Origin of the sequence: Streptomyces sp. XM4193, from assembly GCF_023072595.1 — a bacterium.
In the GTDB taxonomy this organism is placed as follows: Bacteria; Actinomycetota; Actinomycetes; order Streptomycetales; family Streptomycetaceae; genus Streptomyces.
Genome location: NZ_JALLGK010000003.1, coordinates 365,265 through 381,517, shown reverse-complemented (window position 1 = coordinate 381,517; position 16,253 = coordinate 365,265). Strand labels below are relative to the sequence as shown.

The 16,253-nt window shown below is 71.0% G+C and carries 13 protein-coding genes; 3 read left to right on the top strand and 10 right to left on the bottom strand.

Annotation, left to right across the window (positions count from 1 at the left end; all coding sequences use genetic code 11):
* Window positions 1-4 precede the first annotated feature (4 nt).
* A complete protein-coding gene (locus tag MTQ01_RS12765; RefSeq protein ID WP_247489748.1) occupies window positions 5-1,339 on the bottom strand; it encodes a helix-turn-helix transcriptional regulator in 1,335 nt (444 codons plus the stop codon).
* Window positions 1,340-1,646: 307 nt separating this feature from the next.
* On the opposite strand from MTQ01_RS12765, the gene MTQ01_RS12760 reads away from it, so the two are divergent.
* The gene (locus MTQ01_RS12760) at window positions 1,647-2,012 is read left to right on the top strand and encodes a hypothetical protein (protein WP_247489746.1); all 366 of its coding nucleotides are present in this window, start codon (window positions 1,647-1,649) and stop codon (window positions 2,010-2,012) included.
* Between the two features lie 158 nt (window positions 2,013-2,170).
* On the opposite strand, the gene MTQ01_RS12755 is transcribed toward MTQ01_RS12760, so the two are convergent.
* Both MTQ01_RS12755 and MTQ01_RS12750 read right to left on the bottom strand, forming a co-directional pair.
* Window positions 2,171-2,842, bottom strand: coding sequence for a glycoside hydrolase family protein (locus MTQ01_RS12755; RefSeq protein ID WP_282613629.1), 672 nt, complete (start codon window positions 2,840-2,842; stop codon window positions 2,171-2,173).
* 347 nt (window positions 2,843-3,189) lie between these two features.
* Window positions 3,190-4,437 carry a beta-1,3-glucanase family protein gene (locus MTQ01_RS12750; RefSeq protein ID WP_374207730.1) on the bottom strand — a complete coding sequence of 416 codons (1,248 nt, stop codon included), beginning with the start codon at window positions 4,435-4,437 and terminating at the stop codon, window positions 3,190-3,192.
* Between the two features lie 281 nt (window positions 4,438-4,718).
* On the opposite strand from MTQ01_RS12750, the gene MTQ01_RS12740 reads away from it, so the two are divergent.
* Complete coding sequence (locus tag MTQ01_RS12740; protein WP_247489744.1) at window positions 4,719-5,624, top strand: helix-turn-helix domain-containing GNAT family N-acetyltransferase; 906 nt, start codon at window positions 4,719-4,721, stop codon at window positions 5,622-5,624.
* Between the two features lie 46 nt (window positions 5,625-5,670).
* Here the strand turns inward: MTQ01_RS12740 and MTQ01_RS12735 are convergent, their stop codons facing one another.
* Window positions 5,671-6,225 (bottom strand): ester cyclase, encoded by a 555-nt coding sequence (locus MTQ01_RS12735; RefSeq protein WP_247489742.1) that lies wholly within the window; start codon window positions 6,223-6,225, stop codon window positions 5,671-5,673.
* Window positions 6,226-6,762: 537 nt separating this feature from the next.
* Between MTQ01_RS12735 and ygiD the strand changes: the two genes are divergently transcribed.
* A complete protein-coding gene (gene ygiD, locus MTQ01_RS12730) occupies window positions 6,763-7,623 on the top strand; it encodes a 4,5-DOPA dioxygenase extradiol (RefSeq protein ID WP_247489740.1) in 861 nt (286 codons plus the stop codon).
* A 133-nt stretch (window positions 7,624-7,756) separates the two neighbouring features.
* On the opposite strand, the gene MTQ01_RS12725 is transcribed toward ygiD, so the two are convergent.
* From MTQ01_RS12725 to MTQ01_RS12700, 6 genes are all read right to left on the bottom strand, one after another.
* Window positions 7,757-8,977 (bottom strand): beta-ketoacyl synthase, encoded by a 1,221-nt coding sequence (locus MTQ01_RS12725; protein WP_247489738.1) that lies wholly within the window; start codon window positions 8,975-8,977, stop codon window positions 7,757-7,759.
* Window positions 8,974-11,154 carry a hypothetical protein gene (locus tag MTQ01_RS12720; RefSeq protein WP_247489736.1) on the bottom strand — a complete coding sequence of 727 codons (2,181 nt, stop codon included), beginning with the start codon at window positions 11,152-11,154 and terminating at the stop codon, window positions 8,974-8,976. The genes MTQ01_RS12725 and MTQ01_RS12720 overlap by 4 nt, the downstream gene beginning before the upstream one ends.
* Window positions 11,151-11,879, bottom strand: a complete 729-nt coding sequence (locus tag MTQ01_RS12715) for an ABC transporter ATP-binding protein (RefSeq protein WP_247489734.1) — start codon at window positions 11,877-11,879, stop codon at window positions 11,151-11,153. Before MTQ01_RS12715 ends, MTQ01_RS12720 begins: the two co-directional genes overlap by 4 nt.
* On the bottom strand, window positions 11,869-13,110 hold the full coding sequence (locus tag MTQ01_RS12710; RefSeq protein WP_247489732.1) for a trans-aconitate 2-methyltransferase: 1,242 nt from the start codon (window positions 13,108-13,110) through the stop codon (window positions 11,869-11,871). Before MTQ01_RS12710 ends, MTQ01_RS12715 begins: the two co-directional genes overlap by 11 nt.
* Window positions 13,107-14,573 (bottom strand): pyridoxal phosphate-dependent aminotransferase family protein, encoded by a 1,467-nt coding sequence (locus MTQ01_RS12705; protein WP_247489731.1) that lies wholly within the window; start codon window positions 14,571-14,573, stop codon window positions 13,107-13,109. Before MTQ01_RS12705 ends, MTQ01_RS12710 begins: the two co-directional genes overlap by 4 nt.
* Window positions 14,574-14,908: 335 nt before the next feature.
* On the bottom strand, window positions 14,909-16,162 hold the full coding sequence (locus MTQ01_RS12700; RefSeq protein ID WP_247489729.1) for a nucleotide disphospho-sugar-binding domain-containing protein: 1,254 nt from the start codon (window positions 16,160-16,162) through the stop codon (window positions 14,909-14,911).
* Window positions 16,163-16,253: the final 91 nt, after the last annotated feature.

Here is a 16,253-nt window from a genome sequence, read left to right as displayed (position 1 = left end):
AGCGTCAACTCTTCGCGCGCTCCAGGACATCAGCCACCGCGCCGAGGTCGCGGTGTTCGCCGAGCCGGGCCAGCACGGGCGCAAGTCTCGAGCGTGGACGCACCGAGGCAACCCCGGCACAGAGGTCCAGGGCACGCCCGGTAACCGCTGCGGCCTGCTCGATTTCACCTGCGCTCAGGTAGGAGTCGGCGAGCCACGAAAGGTACAGGCTCTTGTCACGTGCGTGAGTGTCGTCGTAATCGCGCAGAGCCTCCTCCAACACAGGGACGGCTCGCAGTGGCCGACGCAGTTCAGCCCAGCATCGACCAGTCATGATCTTGATTTCGGTCTGATCGACCCAAGCCGCCCAGTCGGGCTGCGGCTCACCGTCGTCGTCGTTCAATGCCGCTTCCGCCGCGTCGAGCGCTTCTGCTGTCTCTCTTGGCTGCCCCGCCAAAGCATGTGCCCACGCCAGACGTTCGTGCAGCAGCGCGCGTACTCCGCGCGGAGCGTCGGTGCCTGCGGTACGGCACGAGCGAACCGCGAACTCAACTCCTGCCTCTCTGCTTCCGTCGGACTTCTGATAAGCGAGAAAGGCGAGAGCGTTACCGGCGAGAGCTGTGTCTCCTGCTTCGGTCGCCGCCCTGTAGCTCTCCTCGTACAGGCCACTGGCGTCGGCATGCTTGCCTCCGTCGAAAGCGGCCCATCCCGCCTGCTGTGCCTGCTCGGCAAGAACCGACAGCAGCTCGCGGCCCGTTCTCTCCGAGTAGTCGCACTCTCGGGCCATGCGCTTGGTGGCTTGGTACTCACCGAGATAGATGCGGTAGGTGTCTCCTCCGCCAAGGACATCGTCCAGCCGCCGCAAGCGAGTAGTCCGTCTGCGCAACTGGCTCGGAATGCTGTGGCCGATCTGCCGCCCCACCACGATGCGGTCCAGATCGGAAAAGCCGACGGCCATCCCTGCACCGGCTGTCGCTCTGAAGAAATGCCGACGTTTCACTGTGCCTCCTTCGCTGGTGGCGGTGTTGGCATCCGGAGACGCGCAACTGGCGGTGCAGGAAGACTCGTTCGTCTCCCATCCCCTGGCCGCGAGTCCGAGCAGACGACCGGGGATGCGCAAGGCATCGGAGATGCTGGCAACCTTCTCGAACGAGGTGATGTTGCCGCGACCTCGAGCAAGGAGCCCGACACGTTCCGGCTTGATGTCGCACTCTGCTGCGATCTTCGAGTAACTGATCCCGAGCTCGCTGCGGGCAAGACGGAAAACGGTGCCGAAGTCGTGAGCCGCGACAGCGATCTTCACGTCTTCCCGATCGAGAAAAACACTCGGCAGCGCTGTCTGCGGTCGGTATTCGGTCATCTGGCGCCCATCGCATCTGTGAGCAGCATTGTGCCCGATCAGTCGGAACAAAAGCCTACCCATCATGGGGATACCCGAGGGAGGGAAGACAGCCGATCGGCAAAGCAACAGGGTTGGGGCTGACAAAATCCCGCGCCCGTGTGAGCGGTGCGGGGTGGGGCTCCGAACTGACGGGAGTGCATGAGGTGTTGCGAGGTTTCACGGCTTGTGGCGAACGGTTCGCGGGGCGGTCGACGTCCGCGCCCGGGCGGATGCCGGACGGCCCGGAGGCGGGTTCCGCGCGGGCGTACGGAGCAGGGGCGGCGTTGTGAGCGGTGGGGAGCGGCCCCGGCTCGCGCCGTGGAGCGGCGAGGACGGCAAGCCCTGCTATCTGGTCACCGACGACGACTGCCGCCTCTCGCGTCTCGCCGACCGTATGGAGGCCGAACAGCTGGCCATAGGCGTCCGGTTGCTCGACTTCGCGAGCGACCTCGTGACCGACGGGAGCACCCACCCGCACGAAATGCGTTTTCTCGCACGCCGGTTGAGCGAGGCACTGCGCGACGCGCTGCGGGTGGCCGACAGCAGAGGCGACCGGCTCCCCCGCGTCGACCGCGCGGCGGCTCCCCCGTCGGACCCCGACGACCGGCGTTCGGGCCGGAACGAACGTCGCTCCGGGACGGGCAACCGCTGAACCCGCGCCCGGCGAGGACGGTGCGCTCCGTTCCCCGGCCCGACGTGCGACCAGCGCCGAGCCGCCGAACTCCCGTCGCGTGAGGGGGAGTTCGGCGGCTCGTGGAAGGGAGCGCCCGGGGGACGGGCCGCGGAGGTCAGCCCGCGTCCCCGTACGGGTCAGCCCGCGTCGCGGTAGGCGGCGCCGCTGGAGTTGGCGTTGGCTCCGTCGTAGAGACCGGTCTGGTGGGTGTCGGTGGAGAGGGTGAACCAGGCGTAACGCTCCAGGTACGGCAGCGAGTTGAGCATCTCGGTGGAGGAACGGACGAAGGCGGTCTGCTCCTGCTCGCTGGGGTAGCGCGGCTGCGAACCGGTGAAGTCGATCAGCGCGTACTCGGTGAGCCAGACCGGCTTGCCGTAGCGCTCGGCGACCGCGTCGAGGTAGGAGCGCAGGTGGTCGGTGGCGTTCGGGCCGAAGTCGGCGCCGTACCAATGGACCGGGATGAAGTCGACGCGCAGGCCGCGCTCCTCGGCTCCGCGCATGAAGCGGTCCAGCCAGCCGCCGGCGACGTCGCCGCTGTGTGCGACAGCGGGTGCGCCCAGGCGCAGGCCGGTGGACTCCAGCCGCGGCCAGAGGTCCAGGGCCTCCTCCACGCTCATCGCGGACTGCTCACCGAGGTCGGGTTCGTTGAAGCCGAGGAGCTGGCTGCCCTCGCGGGCGGCACGGTCGAGTTCCTCGTCGGTGACCGACTCCCGGCCCCAGATCATCGGCACGAACTCGGTGCCGTCCGGGGTGGCCAGGTCGGGGCCGGAGGCCCAGTTGTAGTACCAGGAGGCGTTGACGTCGGCCAGCGCCTGGTCCGCGCCGGGCGCGGGGCGCGCGCTGACGCCCTTGCCGTCGGCGGCGGCGGGCGCGGAGCCGGCGCCCGCCGAGGGGGCGAGGACGGACGCGGCGAGCAGCGCGCAGAGGAAGGTGAGGACCAGTCGTACCGGTCCACGCCGGAAACGTGAACTCCTGTGCTTTCGGCCGGTGTTCAGGGCGGTGCCCCTTTCGTTCGAAGGAGTGCGACGAGCAGGCGGCGCCCCGAGGGGGTGAACCGCCCGGGCCGCGGTACAGGGTCGGCGACGCCGGTCGCGCGGGCCGCGGCTACGGGTGCGGCCGTGGGTGCGGGTGCGGCCGTGCGAACCGGCTCGTGCGGTCAGCGGGCGGTGACGGTGAATCGGCGGGGTTCGGGGTCGGCGGCGGCTCCGGAGACGTCGGGTTGGCCGTCGCCCATGACGTCGTCGCTCGGGAAGGCGTAGCCGATGGGGGTGTGCTCGTGCACCAGCCGAGCCCAGTGGTTGGTGGTCTCGGCGCGGTAGAAGTCCTCGGCGGTGGGCCCGCTGGGCTGGTCCGCGTGGGAGAGGAGCGTGCTGCGGTTGAAGGCCGCCGAGACGCGTGCCATCAGCCCGCGCCGCACCTCGGTGTCGTCCGGACGCTGGGTGAACGGACCGCGGTCGCAGCTGAACACATCGCGGGAGACGGGGAGTTCGAAGCGGTCGCCGCTCTCGGGGAAGACCAGGGTGTCGCCCTCGACCCGGCCCTCCAGCACACCGCGTCCGCCCTGGAGGTCGACCCGCAGCGGCTCCTGCCGGTACTTGGCCCAGACCTCCTGCGCATAGTCGTCGTAGTAGTCGCCGAAGGGCATCTCCTCGGGCGGGAGGTGGTCGTGGCGTATCTGGTGGATGTGCGGGGCGATGACGCGCAGCACCCCGTCACCGTCCGGATGGGGCACGGAGAGGTCGGGCCAGGGCCGGCCGTCCTTCTCGGCCTGGGTGCGCAGACCGTCGGCGATGCGGCCGGGCGCGCCCGGTTCGGGGGCGGCGACGGTGTGGGTGCCGGTGCCCTCGAGGGTGAGGCCGAGCGGGAGCCGGGGCACCATGTCGACGTAGCTGAGGTTGGCGTAGAGCATCTGCTCGTTGAAGGTGAACTCGGCCCAGAACCAGTCGAGTTGGTGGTTCGGATCGTTCGGGTCGTGGATCGGCACGTCCAGCAGCACGGGCCCGGGGTCGACCAGCAGCTCCAACCTGGCGTCGCGCACGACGTAGACGCGGGCGCGGTGCATCCGCGGCAGGGTGAGCACACGGGGCTCCTCGTCGGCGGCGGGCATCGCGATGGAGCAGTCGACGGGCAGCGGGGCGCGTCCGTCGGGCGACTCCGGGTAGTAGGTGCTGCCGTCCTCGCGCAGCAGCATCCAGCGGTCGGTGCCGAGTTCGAGACCGGCGACGTAGGCGCGCAGCTCGCCGGCGGAGGACTCGTTGGCGAGGGCGAGTTCGCAGGTCTCGGGTGCGGCCGGGGCGCCGCGCACCGTGCCGGGCGCGGGCCCGGCGGCGGCGCGGGCCGCCGGTGGCAGCAGCAGCGTCGGGAGTGCGGCGGTGGTGGCCAGCAGTGCGCGGCGGGAGATCACGGGCTGCTCCGGAGGTGTGGGGGTGGGAGCGCTCTCAGGGGTTCGCATGCTCACACTCCGCCCTGCCACCGTCAACGGGTACGTACCGGTATCGCGCCAGGCGTCACGACGCGGGCACGCCGGACGCCCAACCGGGCGCCCACTCCGCCCACTTGGGGCGCCGCACCCTCGACGCACACCGATGACCGGGCGGAACGCGCGAGGGGCGCGGACAGCGAACGGACCGGCACAGGACCCGCTCCTCTTTGCGGCACCACTCATTGCCTGACTAGAGTCAGAGAATGAGCACCGAGCAGCGGACACCCGAGCAGCAGGTCGAGCAGGTGCGGCGGTTCAACCGGACCGTCGCCGAGCGCGTCGGAGTCCTGCACGACCAGTACCTGGGCGGCGCCCGCCCCTACGGCCAGGCGCGGCTGCTCTGGGAGCTCGGCGGCACCGGCACCCACGACGTCCGCAGCGTACGGGCCCGACTCGGCCTGGACTCCGGCTACATCAGCCGACTGCTGCGCGCCCTGGAGGCCGACGGCCTCGTCGCGGTCGAGCCCCATCCGCGCGACCGGCGCGTACGGACCGTGACACTGACCGACGCCGGCCGCGCGGAACGCGCCCAGCTCGACGCGCGCAGCCAGGACCTCGCCGGCTCGCTGCTCCACCCCCTCGACCCCGCCCAGCGCACCCGGCTCACCGCCGCCATGGCCGAGGTCGAACGGCTGCTCACCGCCTCCGTCGTCTCGGTGGAGACCCTCGACCCCGACCACCCCGACGCCGTGCACTGCCTGCGCGCCTACACCGCCGAACTCGGCCGGCTCTTCGACACCGGCTTCGACCCCGACCGGACCCTGCTGCCCGACCCTGGCGAACTCCGCGCCCCGCGCGGGCTGTTCCTCCTGGCACGGCTGCACGGCGAACCGGTGGGCTGCGGCGGGCTCAAGCTGCCCGCCGACGCCCCGGCCGAGATCAAACGCCTCTGGGTCAGCCCGCAGGCCCGCGGCCTCGGACTCGCCCGACGCCTCCTGGCCCAACTGGAGTCCCGCGCAACCGACTTGGGACGCAAGGTCGTACGGCTGGACACCAACCGGGCGCTCGAAGCGGCCACCCGGCTCTACCGCACCAGCGGCTACACCGAGGTCCCCGCCTTCAACGACGAGCCCTACGCCCACCACTGGTTCGAGAAGCACCTCGACTGACGACCGCCGCGCCCGGTCCGGGACGCCCCGGCCCCGGACCGGGCGATCAGGTCGTGCGCAGGTGGGCGGGTTCGGTGGTCTCCAGGAGGCGCGGGTCGGGCGCCTCGCCGGACATGCGCAGCGCACCGCGGGCGAAGCGGAGCAGCAGCGGCCAGTTGCGGGGCTTCCTGCGGTCGATGCCGCCGAGAAGTTGCTTGAGGAGGGTGAGCGAGTCGAAGTAGATGCGCTCGCTCACCAGCCGCTCGTCCGCGTCGAAGACGAAGTACGCCGTCATCCTCACCCGAAAGCGTGAACCGGTCGGCGGGAGCGAGCCGAACGGGCCGCGGTGGGTGCCGATCAGCCAGAACTCCGCCACCACCGCGTCATGGCTGTGCCGCAGGTCGATCAGCTCGTGGTGCTGGTCGGGGAAGGCGACCCGGGTCGCCCGGTAGTAGTCGCGCACCGCACCGTCGCCGTCGTGGACGGTCATGGTGGCGACGATCTCGTAGTGCGGGTGCGGGAAGGTCGCGAGGGTCGCGTCCCAGTCCTGGTCGACCTCGTCGCGGAAGTGGTCGAGCACCAGCTTCTGGCGCGCCCGCAGCACCTCGGGGGCGGGAAGCACGGTGGGGTCCGCGGAGCCCGCGCGCCTTGCGGGGCCTGTGGGATCTGCAGGGCCTGTGGGATCTGCGGGGTCGGTAGGACCGGTAGGACCGGTGGGATCGGTGGGGGACATGCCGCCTCGCTGGTCGGAGGTGCGGAGCGGGGCCGGACGGGCACACAGCACCCAACGGGCCCCGTGCACACGGGAGTTGCGATGGTCACGCTCTCAACGACGGAGCGCGCGCCGCTGTTCCCGCCGCCGGTACGGCGCACGGTGCCGACGCGCCCGGCGCCGTGCGCCTCGACGCGCTCCCCCGCCCTGCCGCCCCACCGCCCGTACGCTGCCCCCGACACCGCCGCCGAGCCGTCGCCGAGACCCGCCGCCCGGACCCGCCGCCGAGACCGACGCCGAGACCCGCCACCGAGACCCGGCGCCGACCGGGAACAACCACCGGCCCGCGCCGGTTCGCACAGACAGGACCGGCGACGAGACCGGCGCGACGGGGCCCGAAGGTCCGCGGCCGTCGGGTCGAGAGCCGAGAGGTCGAGAGGAAGTCCCATGAGTGTGACGACGAGGATGCCCGCCGCCTTCCTCGGGCACGGCAGCCCGATGAACGCGCTGGAGCGCAACAGGTACACCGAGGCGTGGCGGGAGTTCGGGCGCTCGGTGCCCCGCCCGCGCGCGATCCTCGTCGTCTCCGCGCACTGGTACACCGGCGCGACCGCGGTCACCGCGATGCCCCAGCCGCGCACCATCCACGACTTCTACGGCTTTCCGCAGGAGCTCTTCGACGTGCGGTACGACGCGCCCGGTGACCCCGAGGTCGCGCAGATGGTCTCGGACGTCGTCAAGCCCACCTGGGTCGGCCACGACGTGGACAGCTGGGGCATCGACCACGGCACCTGGTCGGTGCTGCTGCACGCCTTCCCCGACGCCTCGATCCCGGTGCTCCAGCTGTCCCTCAACGCCTTCAAGGACTTCGACCACCACCTCGACCTCGGACGCAGACTCGCGCCGCTGCGCGACCAGGGCGTCCTGATCATCGGCAGCGGGAACATCGTGCACAATCTGCGGGCCGTCGACTTCGACCGCCCCGACGCGGGATTCGACTGGGCCCGCCGCTTCAACGAGAGCGCGCGCGAGATCCTGGAGTCCGACCCGACCGGGGTCGCCGCGCTCGACGGCCACCGCGACTTCGGCCTCGCCGTCCCCACCCCGGACCACTACCTCCCGCTGCTCTACCTCGCCGGCCTCGCCGACAGCGAGCCGCTGGACGTGCTGGTCGACGGCTACGCCGCCGGCTCGCTGTCGATGACGGCGTACACGCTCGGCCTGGACCGCCGCGAGCCCGGGACCGGAGCCGGCGGCGGGGCGGCCACCTCCCGCTGCGACGCCCCTCCCCTGGACTCCAACCTCTGACCGGAGGACCACCGGACCGCCGCACCGCCCCGCCACCCTGCCGCCCCGAACGCGGTCGGGCGCCCGCCCGCGGTCGGGAGCGCCGTGCCCGACCGCGCCCCGCCGCGCGTACGCACCCGCGTCGGCGGCGGGCTCAGATGCCGCCGCGCATCAGCAGCACTCCGTTCTGGCCGCCGAAGGCGAACGAGCTGGAGAGCAGGAGGCCGCCGGCGAGCGGCGCCGGTTCGTCCAGCACCAGGTTGAGGTCGATCTCCTCCCGGTCGATGTCCGCCTCGCTGACGTTCAGGGTCGGCAGAGCCACGCCGGCGCGGGCGCTCTCCAGGCAGACGATCACCTCGAAGGCACCGGCCGCGCCGAGCGGGTGACCGTAGTAGGACTTGGTCGAGGACACCGCGGGCCGGTGCGGGAAGACGGCCGAGTAGACCTCCGACTCGACCCGCTCGTTGAGGGTGGTCGAGGTGCCGTGGGCGTTGATGTACACGACGTCCTCCGGCCGGTGGTCGTCGGAGAAGACACCTTCCACCGCACGCCGCACCCCGGCCGCGTCGGGGGTGATGAGTCCGGCCGCGTCGGAGGAGGCCGCGTAGCCGACGATCTCGCCGAGGATCGGCGCCCCGCGCTCGCGTGCGGACTCCAGCTCCTCCAGCACGACCGCTCCCGCGCCCTCGGCCATCACGAAACCGCTGCGGTGCCGGGAGAAGGGGATGGAGGCGCCCTCCGGGTCGCTGCTGCTGTTGAGGGCGCCCAACTTCCGGAAGGGCTCCATCACATGGTCGAGCACGCACGCCTCGGCGCCACCGGCCACCGCGCGCGGCAACCGGCCGGAGGCCACCGCCCGGTACGCCTCGCCGATGGCGACCGTGCCCGAGGCGCAGGCCGCGGCGGTCACCAGGGACTCGCCGCGCAGGCCGTACTCGATGCCGATCGCGGAGGCGATCATGTTCATCAGGCCCTTGACCACCAGCAGGGCGTGCACCGAGCGGGTGCCCTCGGTCGCGCCGCGGGCGAACTCCTGCTTGATGGTGCCTATCCCGCCGATGGAGGAGCCGAAGTAGACGCCGGTGTGCAGGGCGTTGTCGGGGTCCTCCAGCAGTCCGGAACGGCCCAGGGCCTCGCCGGCGGCGGTGAGGGCGAGCAGGGTGCAACGGTCGGACGCCCGGCGGCGTTTGGGCGAGATCCCCTCGTCCCAGCCGTCGGGCACCCGGGACACCAGCGGGATGCCCTCCACCCCGCTGGGCACGAAGTTCGTGCTGCCCTTGGACAGCGACTGCCAGAACTCCTCGGTGCCGTGTCCGATGGGGCTGACCACGCCCGTTCCGGTCACGACGACCCGGCGCTGGTTGGTCGGCATCATGATGGGCTCCTCATTTTCTTGTGGGCGTGAAGAAGGAAGACGGACATGAGCAGGGCCAGGAGCGCACCGGTGAGGAGTGGCACCCCGAGCCCGGAGGCGACCGGGACATAAGCGCTGAAGTCGTACATGATCCCGTCGAAGAACCACCGGACCACCCGCACCGCGAGGAGTTGCGAGAGCACCACCGCGAGCACCGCGGCCGGGGCGGTGAAGCCGAAGAGTGCGCGCACCAGGACGCGCGGTCCGTGGCCGTTGAGCCGCATGACCCGCAGGAACTCCTGCTGGGTTCCGAGCACGAACCGGTAGAGCGCGAGCAGCATCAGGACCAGCAGCAGACAGGCGAGTCCGATCAGCAGCCCGATCTGCAGGTTGATGATCTCCACGATGCTGCGCCCCGAGGAGACGATCTCCTCCTTGCCGACCGACTGGGTGCGTCCCTCCAGCTGCGGGTGGGCGGAGGCGGTGAACAGCACCGGCACCCCGGGCTCCGCTCCGCCGGCGCCTCCTTCGGCCACCGCCGCCAGTCCGCCCGTGGGCAGATAGACGTAGGAGGAGGTGGTCTCGTCGGTGACACCGGTGATCCGCAGCGGGTGTGTGCGGGTTCCGTCCAGTGAGCGCAGGGTCAGCAGGTCCCCGGTGCCGATCCCGTACTTCTCCTGGAACGCTCCGGTCACCACGGGACCGGTGGTGGTCCCGAAGTACCGCGACTTCGGGGGCACTTCGAAGACGCTCTGGGCGGTGCCGGAGGCGTGGTAGAGGGTGCTGAGCCGGCCGGCCTCGTCGGTTTCGCGGACCGGCGGTCCCTTGCCGTCGGAGCCCTCGGAGCTGCCGGAGTCGTCGGAGCTGCCGGAGTCGTCGGGCAGCACGTACATGTGGCTGAACGGCGTCTGGTCCTCCAGCGCCTCCAGATAGGAGTCGACCGAAACCCGCAGCGAGAGCGAGAAGTTGACCAGGAACGCGACCACCAGCAGCAGCACGACGGTCGCGACGGGCTCGCGCGGGTTGCGCAGCCCGCGCACCAGCCGCAGCCGGTAGCCGGCGTCGGGCAGCCACCGCAGTCGCGCCAGCGGCAGCCGCCGACGGCGGACCGTCCTGGCGGGGCGCCCGGGGTAGAACATGCGGTGTGCGGCCCAGTTGAGCAGTGCGAGCAGCAGCCCGACCGCGAGCGACGCCAGCGCCCACGTGCCGAGGTCCACGGACATCCGCGGGTAGTCGTAGAGCTTGGCGTTGATGTCCATGGCCGGCCCGGCAGCCGCCAGCGCCACGGCCGAGGCCACCGCCCAGCCGACCAGCAGCGGCGCCAGCGGGTCCCGCAGATGCCTTGCCATGGCGCGCCGCCGGTGTCCGAGCAGGTCGAACGCCTCCAGATCGGCCGCTTCCCGTTTGCGGTTCTCGAAGTGGTGGACGGCGAGCAGGGCGAAGATGATCACGAGGAAGATCCCCAGAATGAGCAGTGCGAGATCGCGCGGCCCCTGCGAGTCGCCGATCGCCTGCTGCACCCGGGAGTTGTTCTGCACGTCGCGCACGGCCGCGGCCTCGTACGTCCCGCTCATCCGCGCGACGTCCACGGAGGAGTCCCAGAACACCGTGGTGCGGGCCGTGTCCCGCCAGTGCGCGAAGGTCTCGGCGGTGACGAAGCCGACCCCGAAGCGTTCGTGGTTCGGCTGGAGGACGATCTCGCTGTTCCTGACCGCGATGAGGTCCGGCGCCGCCGCGTAGCCCACCACGGTCAGTCGGCGCTCGCCGGCGGTGATCCGGTCGCCGAGCGCGATGCCGTGCGCCTGGGCGTAGCGCCGGTTGAGCAACAGCTCGTCGGCGGCGCGCAGTTCACGGCCGGAGACGATCTGGTGGCGGTTGATGCGCTCTCTGGGCGGTCCCAGCCGCAGCACCGAGGAGCCCGGCCCAGTGACGTCCGCCGTCCGGGTCGTCTCGTAGCCCGGGGTGCCCTCGGGCGGAACGTCCTTCCCGGACGCGGGCTCGAAATGGCCCGACTCCCGGTGGTGCGAGGCGGCGAAGTCGTCCATGCCGCGCAGCGAGGAGGTGGCAGCCACCAGGAAGGTGAGGCCGAGTGAGAGCCCCAGTGCGACGACGCCCAGCAGCACCGCCAGATCCGTCCGGTTGCGCCGCAGCCGGCGGCGGGCGCGGCGGGTGAGCAGCGTGTCCAGCCGGTCGCTCACCACTCCAGCTCCCCCGCCGGACGCGGATCGGGGACCACGGTGTCCGAGACGACCTCGCCGTCGTGCAGCCGCACCACCCGGTCGGAGATCTCGGTGACCATCTCGTTGTGCGTGATCATGACGACGGTGACACCGTTCGCGCTCACCTCCTGGAGCACACTGAGCACTTCGCCGGCCGAGGTCCCGTCCAGGGCGCCGGTCGGCTCGTCGCAGAAGAGCACATCGACGTCCCGGTTGAGCGCGCGCAGGATCGCCGCCTTCTGCTGCTGGCCTCCCGAGCACTGGTCGGGGAAGTGGTCCAGCACGTGCTCCAGCCGCCAGCGGGCGGCGAGTTCGGCCGGGCGGGCCGCCATCGGCCGGTCCAGTTCGACGTTCTCCCGCAGCGTCAGATCGCTGATGAGGTTGTACTCCTGGAAGACGAAGGCGATGTCCTCCCGGCGGAATCGCTGGGTTTCGCGCGGCGACAGCTCGTGCACCTTCGTACCGCCGACCTCCACCGTGCCCGAGTCGACGGACTCCAGCCCCGACAGGCACCGCAGCAGGGTGGTCTTGCCCGAACCGGAGGGGCCCAGGATCGTGCAGATCCGGCCGCGTTCCACGGTGAGCGAGACCCCGCGCAGCACCGCGAACTCCCTCGGGGTCCCGGCGAAGAAGGTCTTGCGGAGGGCTTCGGCGTGCAGCGCCGGCCGGAGCGAACCGGCCGGCGCCGAGGGCTCAACGCTCATCGTCGGCACGGCCGATCAGCACGTAGTGGGAGTAGTAGAGGCTGTCGGCGGGCAGCACCTCGCGGACCGCGAGACCTGCGGCGGCCAGATCGTCGCGGAAGGCGTCCCAGTAGACGACCGAACGGAAGTGCACCAGCGTGCGGTTGAGCAGCACCTCCGCCAGCAGCAGCGAGTTCCCGGTGTCCGAGGCCCAGCGCTGAATGCGCGGAGCCGGCGAACAGCGGTCGATCAGCGCCCGCTGGTACTCCTGGAAGTCGGGGAAGTACTGGCCCACCACGTAGGTGCCGCCGGGCGCGAGCAGTTCACGCACCCGGGAGTAGAACTCCACGTGCCGCGAGCGGTCCAGATAGAACAGCATGTAGCTGCTGAGGATCATGTCGAAGCGTTCCTCGGTGCGCCACTCGAAGAGGTCGGTGGAGACGATCTCCGCGTCCACCCGGCCGGCCAGCCGCCGCCTCGCCGACTCCGCCACCTTCGGGTCCAGTTCCACCCCGACCACCCGGGGTGCGGGGCGCAGCTGCGCCGGCGGCTCCAGATGCCGGCCCTCGCCGCAGCCGATGTCCAGGAACGAGGCGGGCCGCAGCCGGCGGCAGAGCTTCCGGTAGGAGCCGGAGGTGTAGAGCCGGTACGCCAGTTCACCGAGATCGGAGTAGAAGACCGATTCGAAGGAGGGTTTGACCTGCTCGTACAGGCTCATCTCCTCCAGTTCGAGGATGTAGCGGCACAGCACCATCAGGTAGTGCACGTCGTCGCGGCGCAGATGGGGCGGCGTGTCCGCGCCCCGGTCCTCCTCCAACACCCCGCCGCGGTCGACCAGTTCGCGTATTCGTCGATAGTCGGCGCGGTCGCGCCGCCAGGCGGGGGTGTCGTGGGCGGCGGGGTCCTGGGACCGCACCACGGCCGCGTAGTCGGGACGCAGCCGTGCCCGGGGCGCGCGCTGCTGGAGACGCACCACGCCCAGGTTCTCGGCGAGCTCCAGCAGATCGTGATGGATCTCCTCGGACATCCCGGTGCGCGGCGTGAGGTCCCCGTCGGGGAACTCGCGGCGGATCACCGACACCACGATGTGGCGCAGGAAACCCTTGAGGCGGTGCAGGACCACCAGCTGGAACAGGGGGCTGCTGCGCTCCCCCGCCAGGTGCGCGGCGCGGGTCAGCAGCGAGGCGATCGGACGGTGCGGAGGACGGGCGGCGAGCCGGTGCCGGGCGGCCTCCAGTGCGGTGATCTTCATGCGGCGAGCTGCTTCTCTCGGAGGGAGGCGAGGGCGGACAGGGTGTGGTCGATGTCGGCGGGCGAGTGGCCGCGGGAGACGAAGAAGCGCAGTCGCGCCTCCGCCTCGGCCACCGCGGGGTAGGTGATCGGCGCGACGAACACCCCGGCGGCGTCCAGCTCCTTCGACAGCTCCACCGCACGGGCGGTGTCACCGGTGATCAGCGGGACGATCGGGGTGCCGTCGCTCAGCCCGGTGTCGTAGCCCAGCGCCCGTACGCCTGCGAGCAACCGGGCCGCCGAGGCATGGAGTTCGTCCTGCCACTGCGGGTTGGCCGCGCTCATCCGCAGGGATTCCAGGGCCGCGGCGGTGTTGGCGGGTGTCATCCCCACGCTGAACACGAAGCCGGGCAGGTTGTAGCGCAGATAGCGCACGAAGTCGCGGTTGCCGGCGAGGTAGCCGCCGCAGCTGTTGAACGACTTGCTGAGCGTCCCCATCAGGATGTCGACACGCTCCGGGGAGATGCCGAAGTGCGAGCAGATGCCGCGGCCGGCGGCCCCCATCGTGCCGAAGGAGTGCGCCTCGTCGACCATCAGGAAGACGTCGTGCTCCTCCTTGAGCTTCACCAGCTCCGGCAGGTCGCAGATGTCGCCGTCCATGCTGTAGACGCCCTCGACGACGACCACGATGTTGCGGAACCGCGGGCGCAGCCGCTTCAGTTCGCGTGCCAGATGGCCCATGTCGTTGTGGTGGAAGGGGCGGCGCTTGGCGTCCGAGAGGAGCGCGCCCTGGATGATGCTGTTGTGGGCGAGCGAATCGTGCAGGATCAGGTCGTTCTCGCCGAAGAGGTGACCGAGCACGTTGACGTTGGTGCTGTGGCCGCCGACCTGGAGCACCGCGTCGTCGACCCCGATGAAGTCGGCGATCTCCCGCTCCAGTTCGCGGTGGAGCGGGATCTCGCCACCGATGATCCGGCTCGCGGAGACCGAACTGCCGTAGGTCTCCACCGCGGCGCGCACGGCGTCGGTGATCCGCGGGGCGCCGTTGGAGTCCAGGTAGTTGTAGCTGGCGAAGTTGACCAGCTCGCGCCCGCCGACCGAGACGCGCGCGCCGGCCACCCCCTCGTGCGGGATGAAGTACGGAAGGTGCGGCGAGGCGTCCAGGAAGGCGTTGAACGCCGTCACCGACTCCATCCGCTCGATGCCGGCCCGCTGCCGGGGCACCGCGGCGACCGGCACACCGGTCAACTGCCGGAGCGCGCCGCGCAGGGTGTCCACGGCGACGTCGTCGCGGAAGAGTTCGTGGTCGGCGCTGAGGTCTCCGAGCAGCGGGTACTTCTTCGTCATGCTCGAGATCAGGTCCATCACCATCAGGGAGTCGAAGCCGAGGTCCCTGATGAGGAGGTCGGGCCCGTGGATCTCCTCGGGCTGGAACATGCCTATCTGCGCGATGCCCTGCAGCAGGTCGTGCTCGATGTCGGACATGGTTCTCCTTCGTGTGGTGGCGGCGCGAAACGGTGGCGCCCGTGCGGTGGAGCTCGCGCCCAGCGGGCTGGGCGGTCCGGGTCGGGTCATGTGCACCCGCCGCGAACGGTGTTGACGCAGCGAGTGACGCTTGCATGACCGTGTGTGACGAACGAGGGGTGTGCGGAAGCCGTCCCGGGACGCCCGGGCAGGCAGGCACGGGGGCAGCGCGGGCCGGCACGGCGAACGGCCCGCCGGACGGAGACGGCACACGCGAACGAAAGCGGAGCGGAAACGGACGGAGTCGGACGGAGTCGGACGGAAGCGGGTGGAGAGGAGCGCCGGAAGGCCAGTCCTCACCTCACGGGAAGCAGCTCCCGCAGATAGCGCGCGGCGCCGGCCGCGCCGTCCTCCCGGGCTGCGACGGCGGCGAGTTCACGTGCGCGCTCGCGCATCGGCTCGGAGTGCAGACAGCGGCCGAGCGCACGGGCCAGCCCCGCGTGCGTCAGCGTCGCGGGCGAGAGGCGCACGGCGTTCCCGTAGCGCACACACGCCTCGACGTTGAACCGCTGCTCCAGTTGCAGGGGCAGCCCGACGAACGGCTTCCCTCCCAGGCACGCGGTCTGCACGGACCCCTGGCCGCCGTGCAGGATCGAGGCGTCGATGTACGGGCCCAGCCGATGCGCCGGAAGCAGCTCGGTGAGGTGGACGTTGCGCGGCACGCGGGCGGGGTCGTCCGGACCGAGATAGCCGCGCACCGGGGCGATCACTTCGACCGGAAGCCGTTCCAGTGCCCTCAGCAGCCGCATCAGCAGCGATCTGTTCCCCGAGCTGCCGAGCGCCAGATAGACCAACGGCCGCTTCCCCGCGGCCAGTTCGAGTACGCGCTCGGGCACCTCGCCCGGCAGCCTCGCGAAGATCGGGCCGACCATGCGGTGGTTTGCCGGCAGGCTCCGCGCGACGTCCGCACCCAGAACCGCCCCGATCTCGGTGAGCAGGTTGTGGTCCGCCTCCAGTGCGGCGAGCGTCGGCCCCGGCAGGGCGACGCCGAACTCCCTCGGCACGGTGCGAAACGCCCTGGGCTTCCACATCACCCGCGGCGCCACCGCTCTGACCAGCCCCGCCGCGGCGCGGTTGACCTCGCGCCGCACCGGCCCCCGACCCGCCAGCAGCGGCACCTCCCGCAACTGCCGCAGATGCGGCAGGGAGTACGCGTACGGCTTGGGGAAGACCAGCGGAATCCCGTACGCCCGGGCGGAGACGAAGGCGCTCATGGTCGCCCCGATCACCACCGCCTCGGCACCGAACTCCTCGTAGGCGGCAAGCTCCGCACGGACCCGGCGGCGCACCACGTCCTCGGTGAAGGGATGGCGCACCCCCTTGCCCTGGTCGACCCTGATGAGCTGTCGGGCCTCCTCGCGACTCAGCCGCGGGGAGAGGGAACGAAATCGGAATCCGGCCTCTCGAATCAGACCGGCGAACTCATCGGAATAACCGAGGAATTGAACTTCACAACCCGGCTTCGCGGTCAGATGGCGTGCGACCTCGATAGCCCTGGTGGTTTCCGCCAGATTGAATGTCTCCGGCGCGAAAACAATGCGTTGCGGCATGGCGCTGTCTCCGAAGGCGGCGGCTCCGGCGCGCGCCGGGGCGCACGACAGGAGCGGTGACGGTTCGTTGCGGAGCAGGGCACGTCCGATT

Excerpts from the sequence above, each read along its gene's own strand:
- MTQ01_RS12765 (WP_247489748.1), bottom strand. The coding sequence starts at position 1,339 with ATGACCGAATACCGACCGCAGACAGCGCTGCCGAGTGTTTTTCTCGAT.
- MTQ01_RS12740 (WP_247489744.1), top strand. The coding sequence starts at position 4,719 with ATGAGCACCGAGCAGCGGACACCCGAGCAGCAGGTCGAGCAGGTGCGG.
- ygiD (WP_247489740.1), top strand. The coding sequence starts at position 6,763 with ATGAGTGTGACGACGAGGATGCCCGCCGCCTTCCTCGGGCACGGCAGC.
- MTQ01_RS12725 (WP_247489738.1), bottom strand. The coding sequence starts at position 8,977 with ATGATGCCGACCAACCAGCGCCGGGTCGTCGTGACCGGAACGGGCGTG.
- MTQ01_RS12715 (WP_247489734.1), bottom strand. The coding sequence starts at position 11,879 with ATGAGCGTTGAGCCCTCGGCGCCGGCCGGTTCGCTCCGGCCGGCGCTG.
- MTQ01_RS12710 (WP_247489732.1), bottom strand. The coding sequence starts at position 13,110 with ATGAAGATCACCGCACTGGAGGCCGCCCGGCACCGGCTCGCCGCCCGT.
- MTQ01_RS12705 (WP_247489731.1), bottom strand. The coding sequence starts at position 14,573 with ATGTCCGACATCGAGCACGACCTGCTGCAGGGCATCGCGCAGATAGGC.
- MTQ01_RS12700 (WP_247489729.1), bottom strand. The coding sequence starts at position 16,162 with ATGCCGCAACGCATTGTTTTCGCGCCGGAGACATTCAATCTGGCGGAA.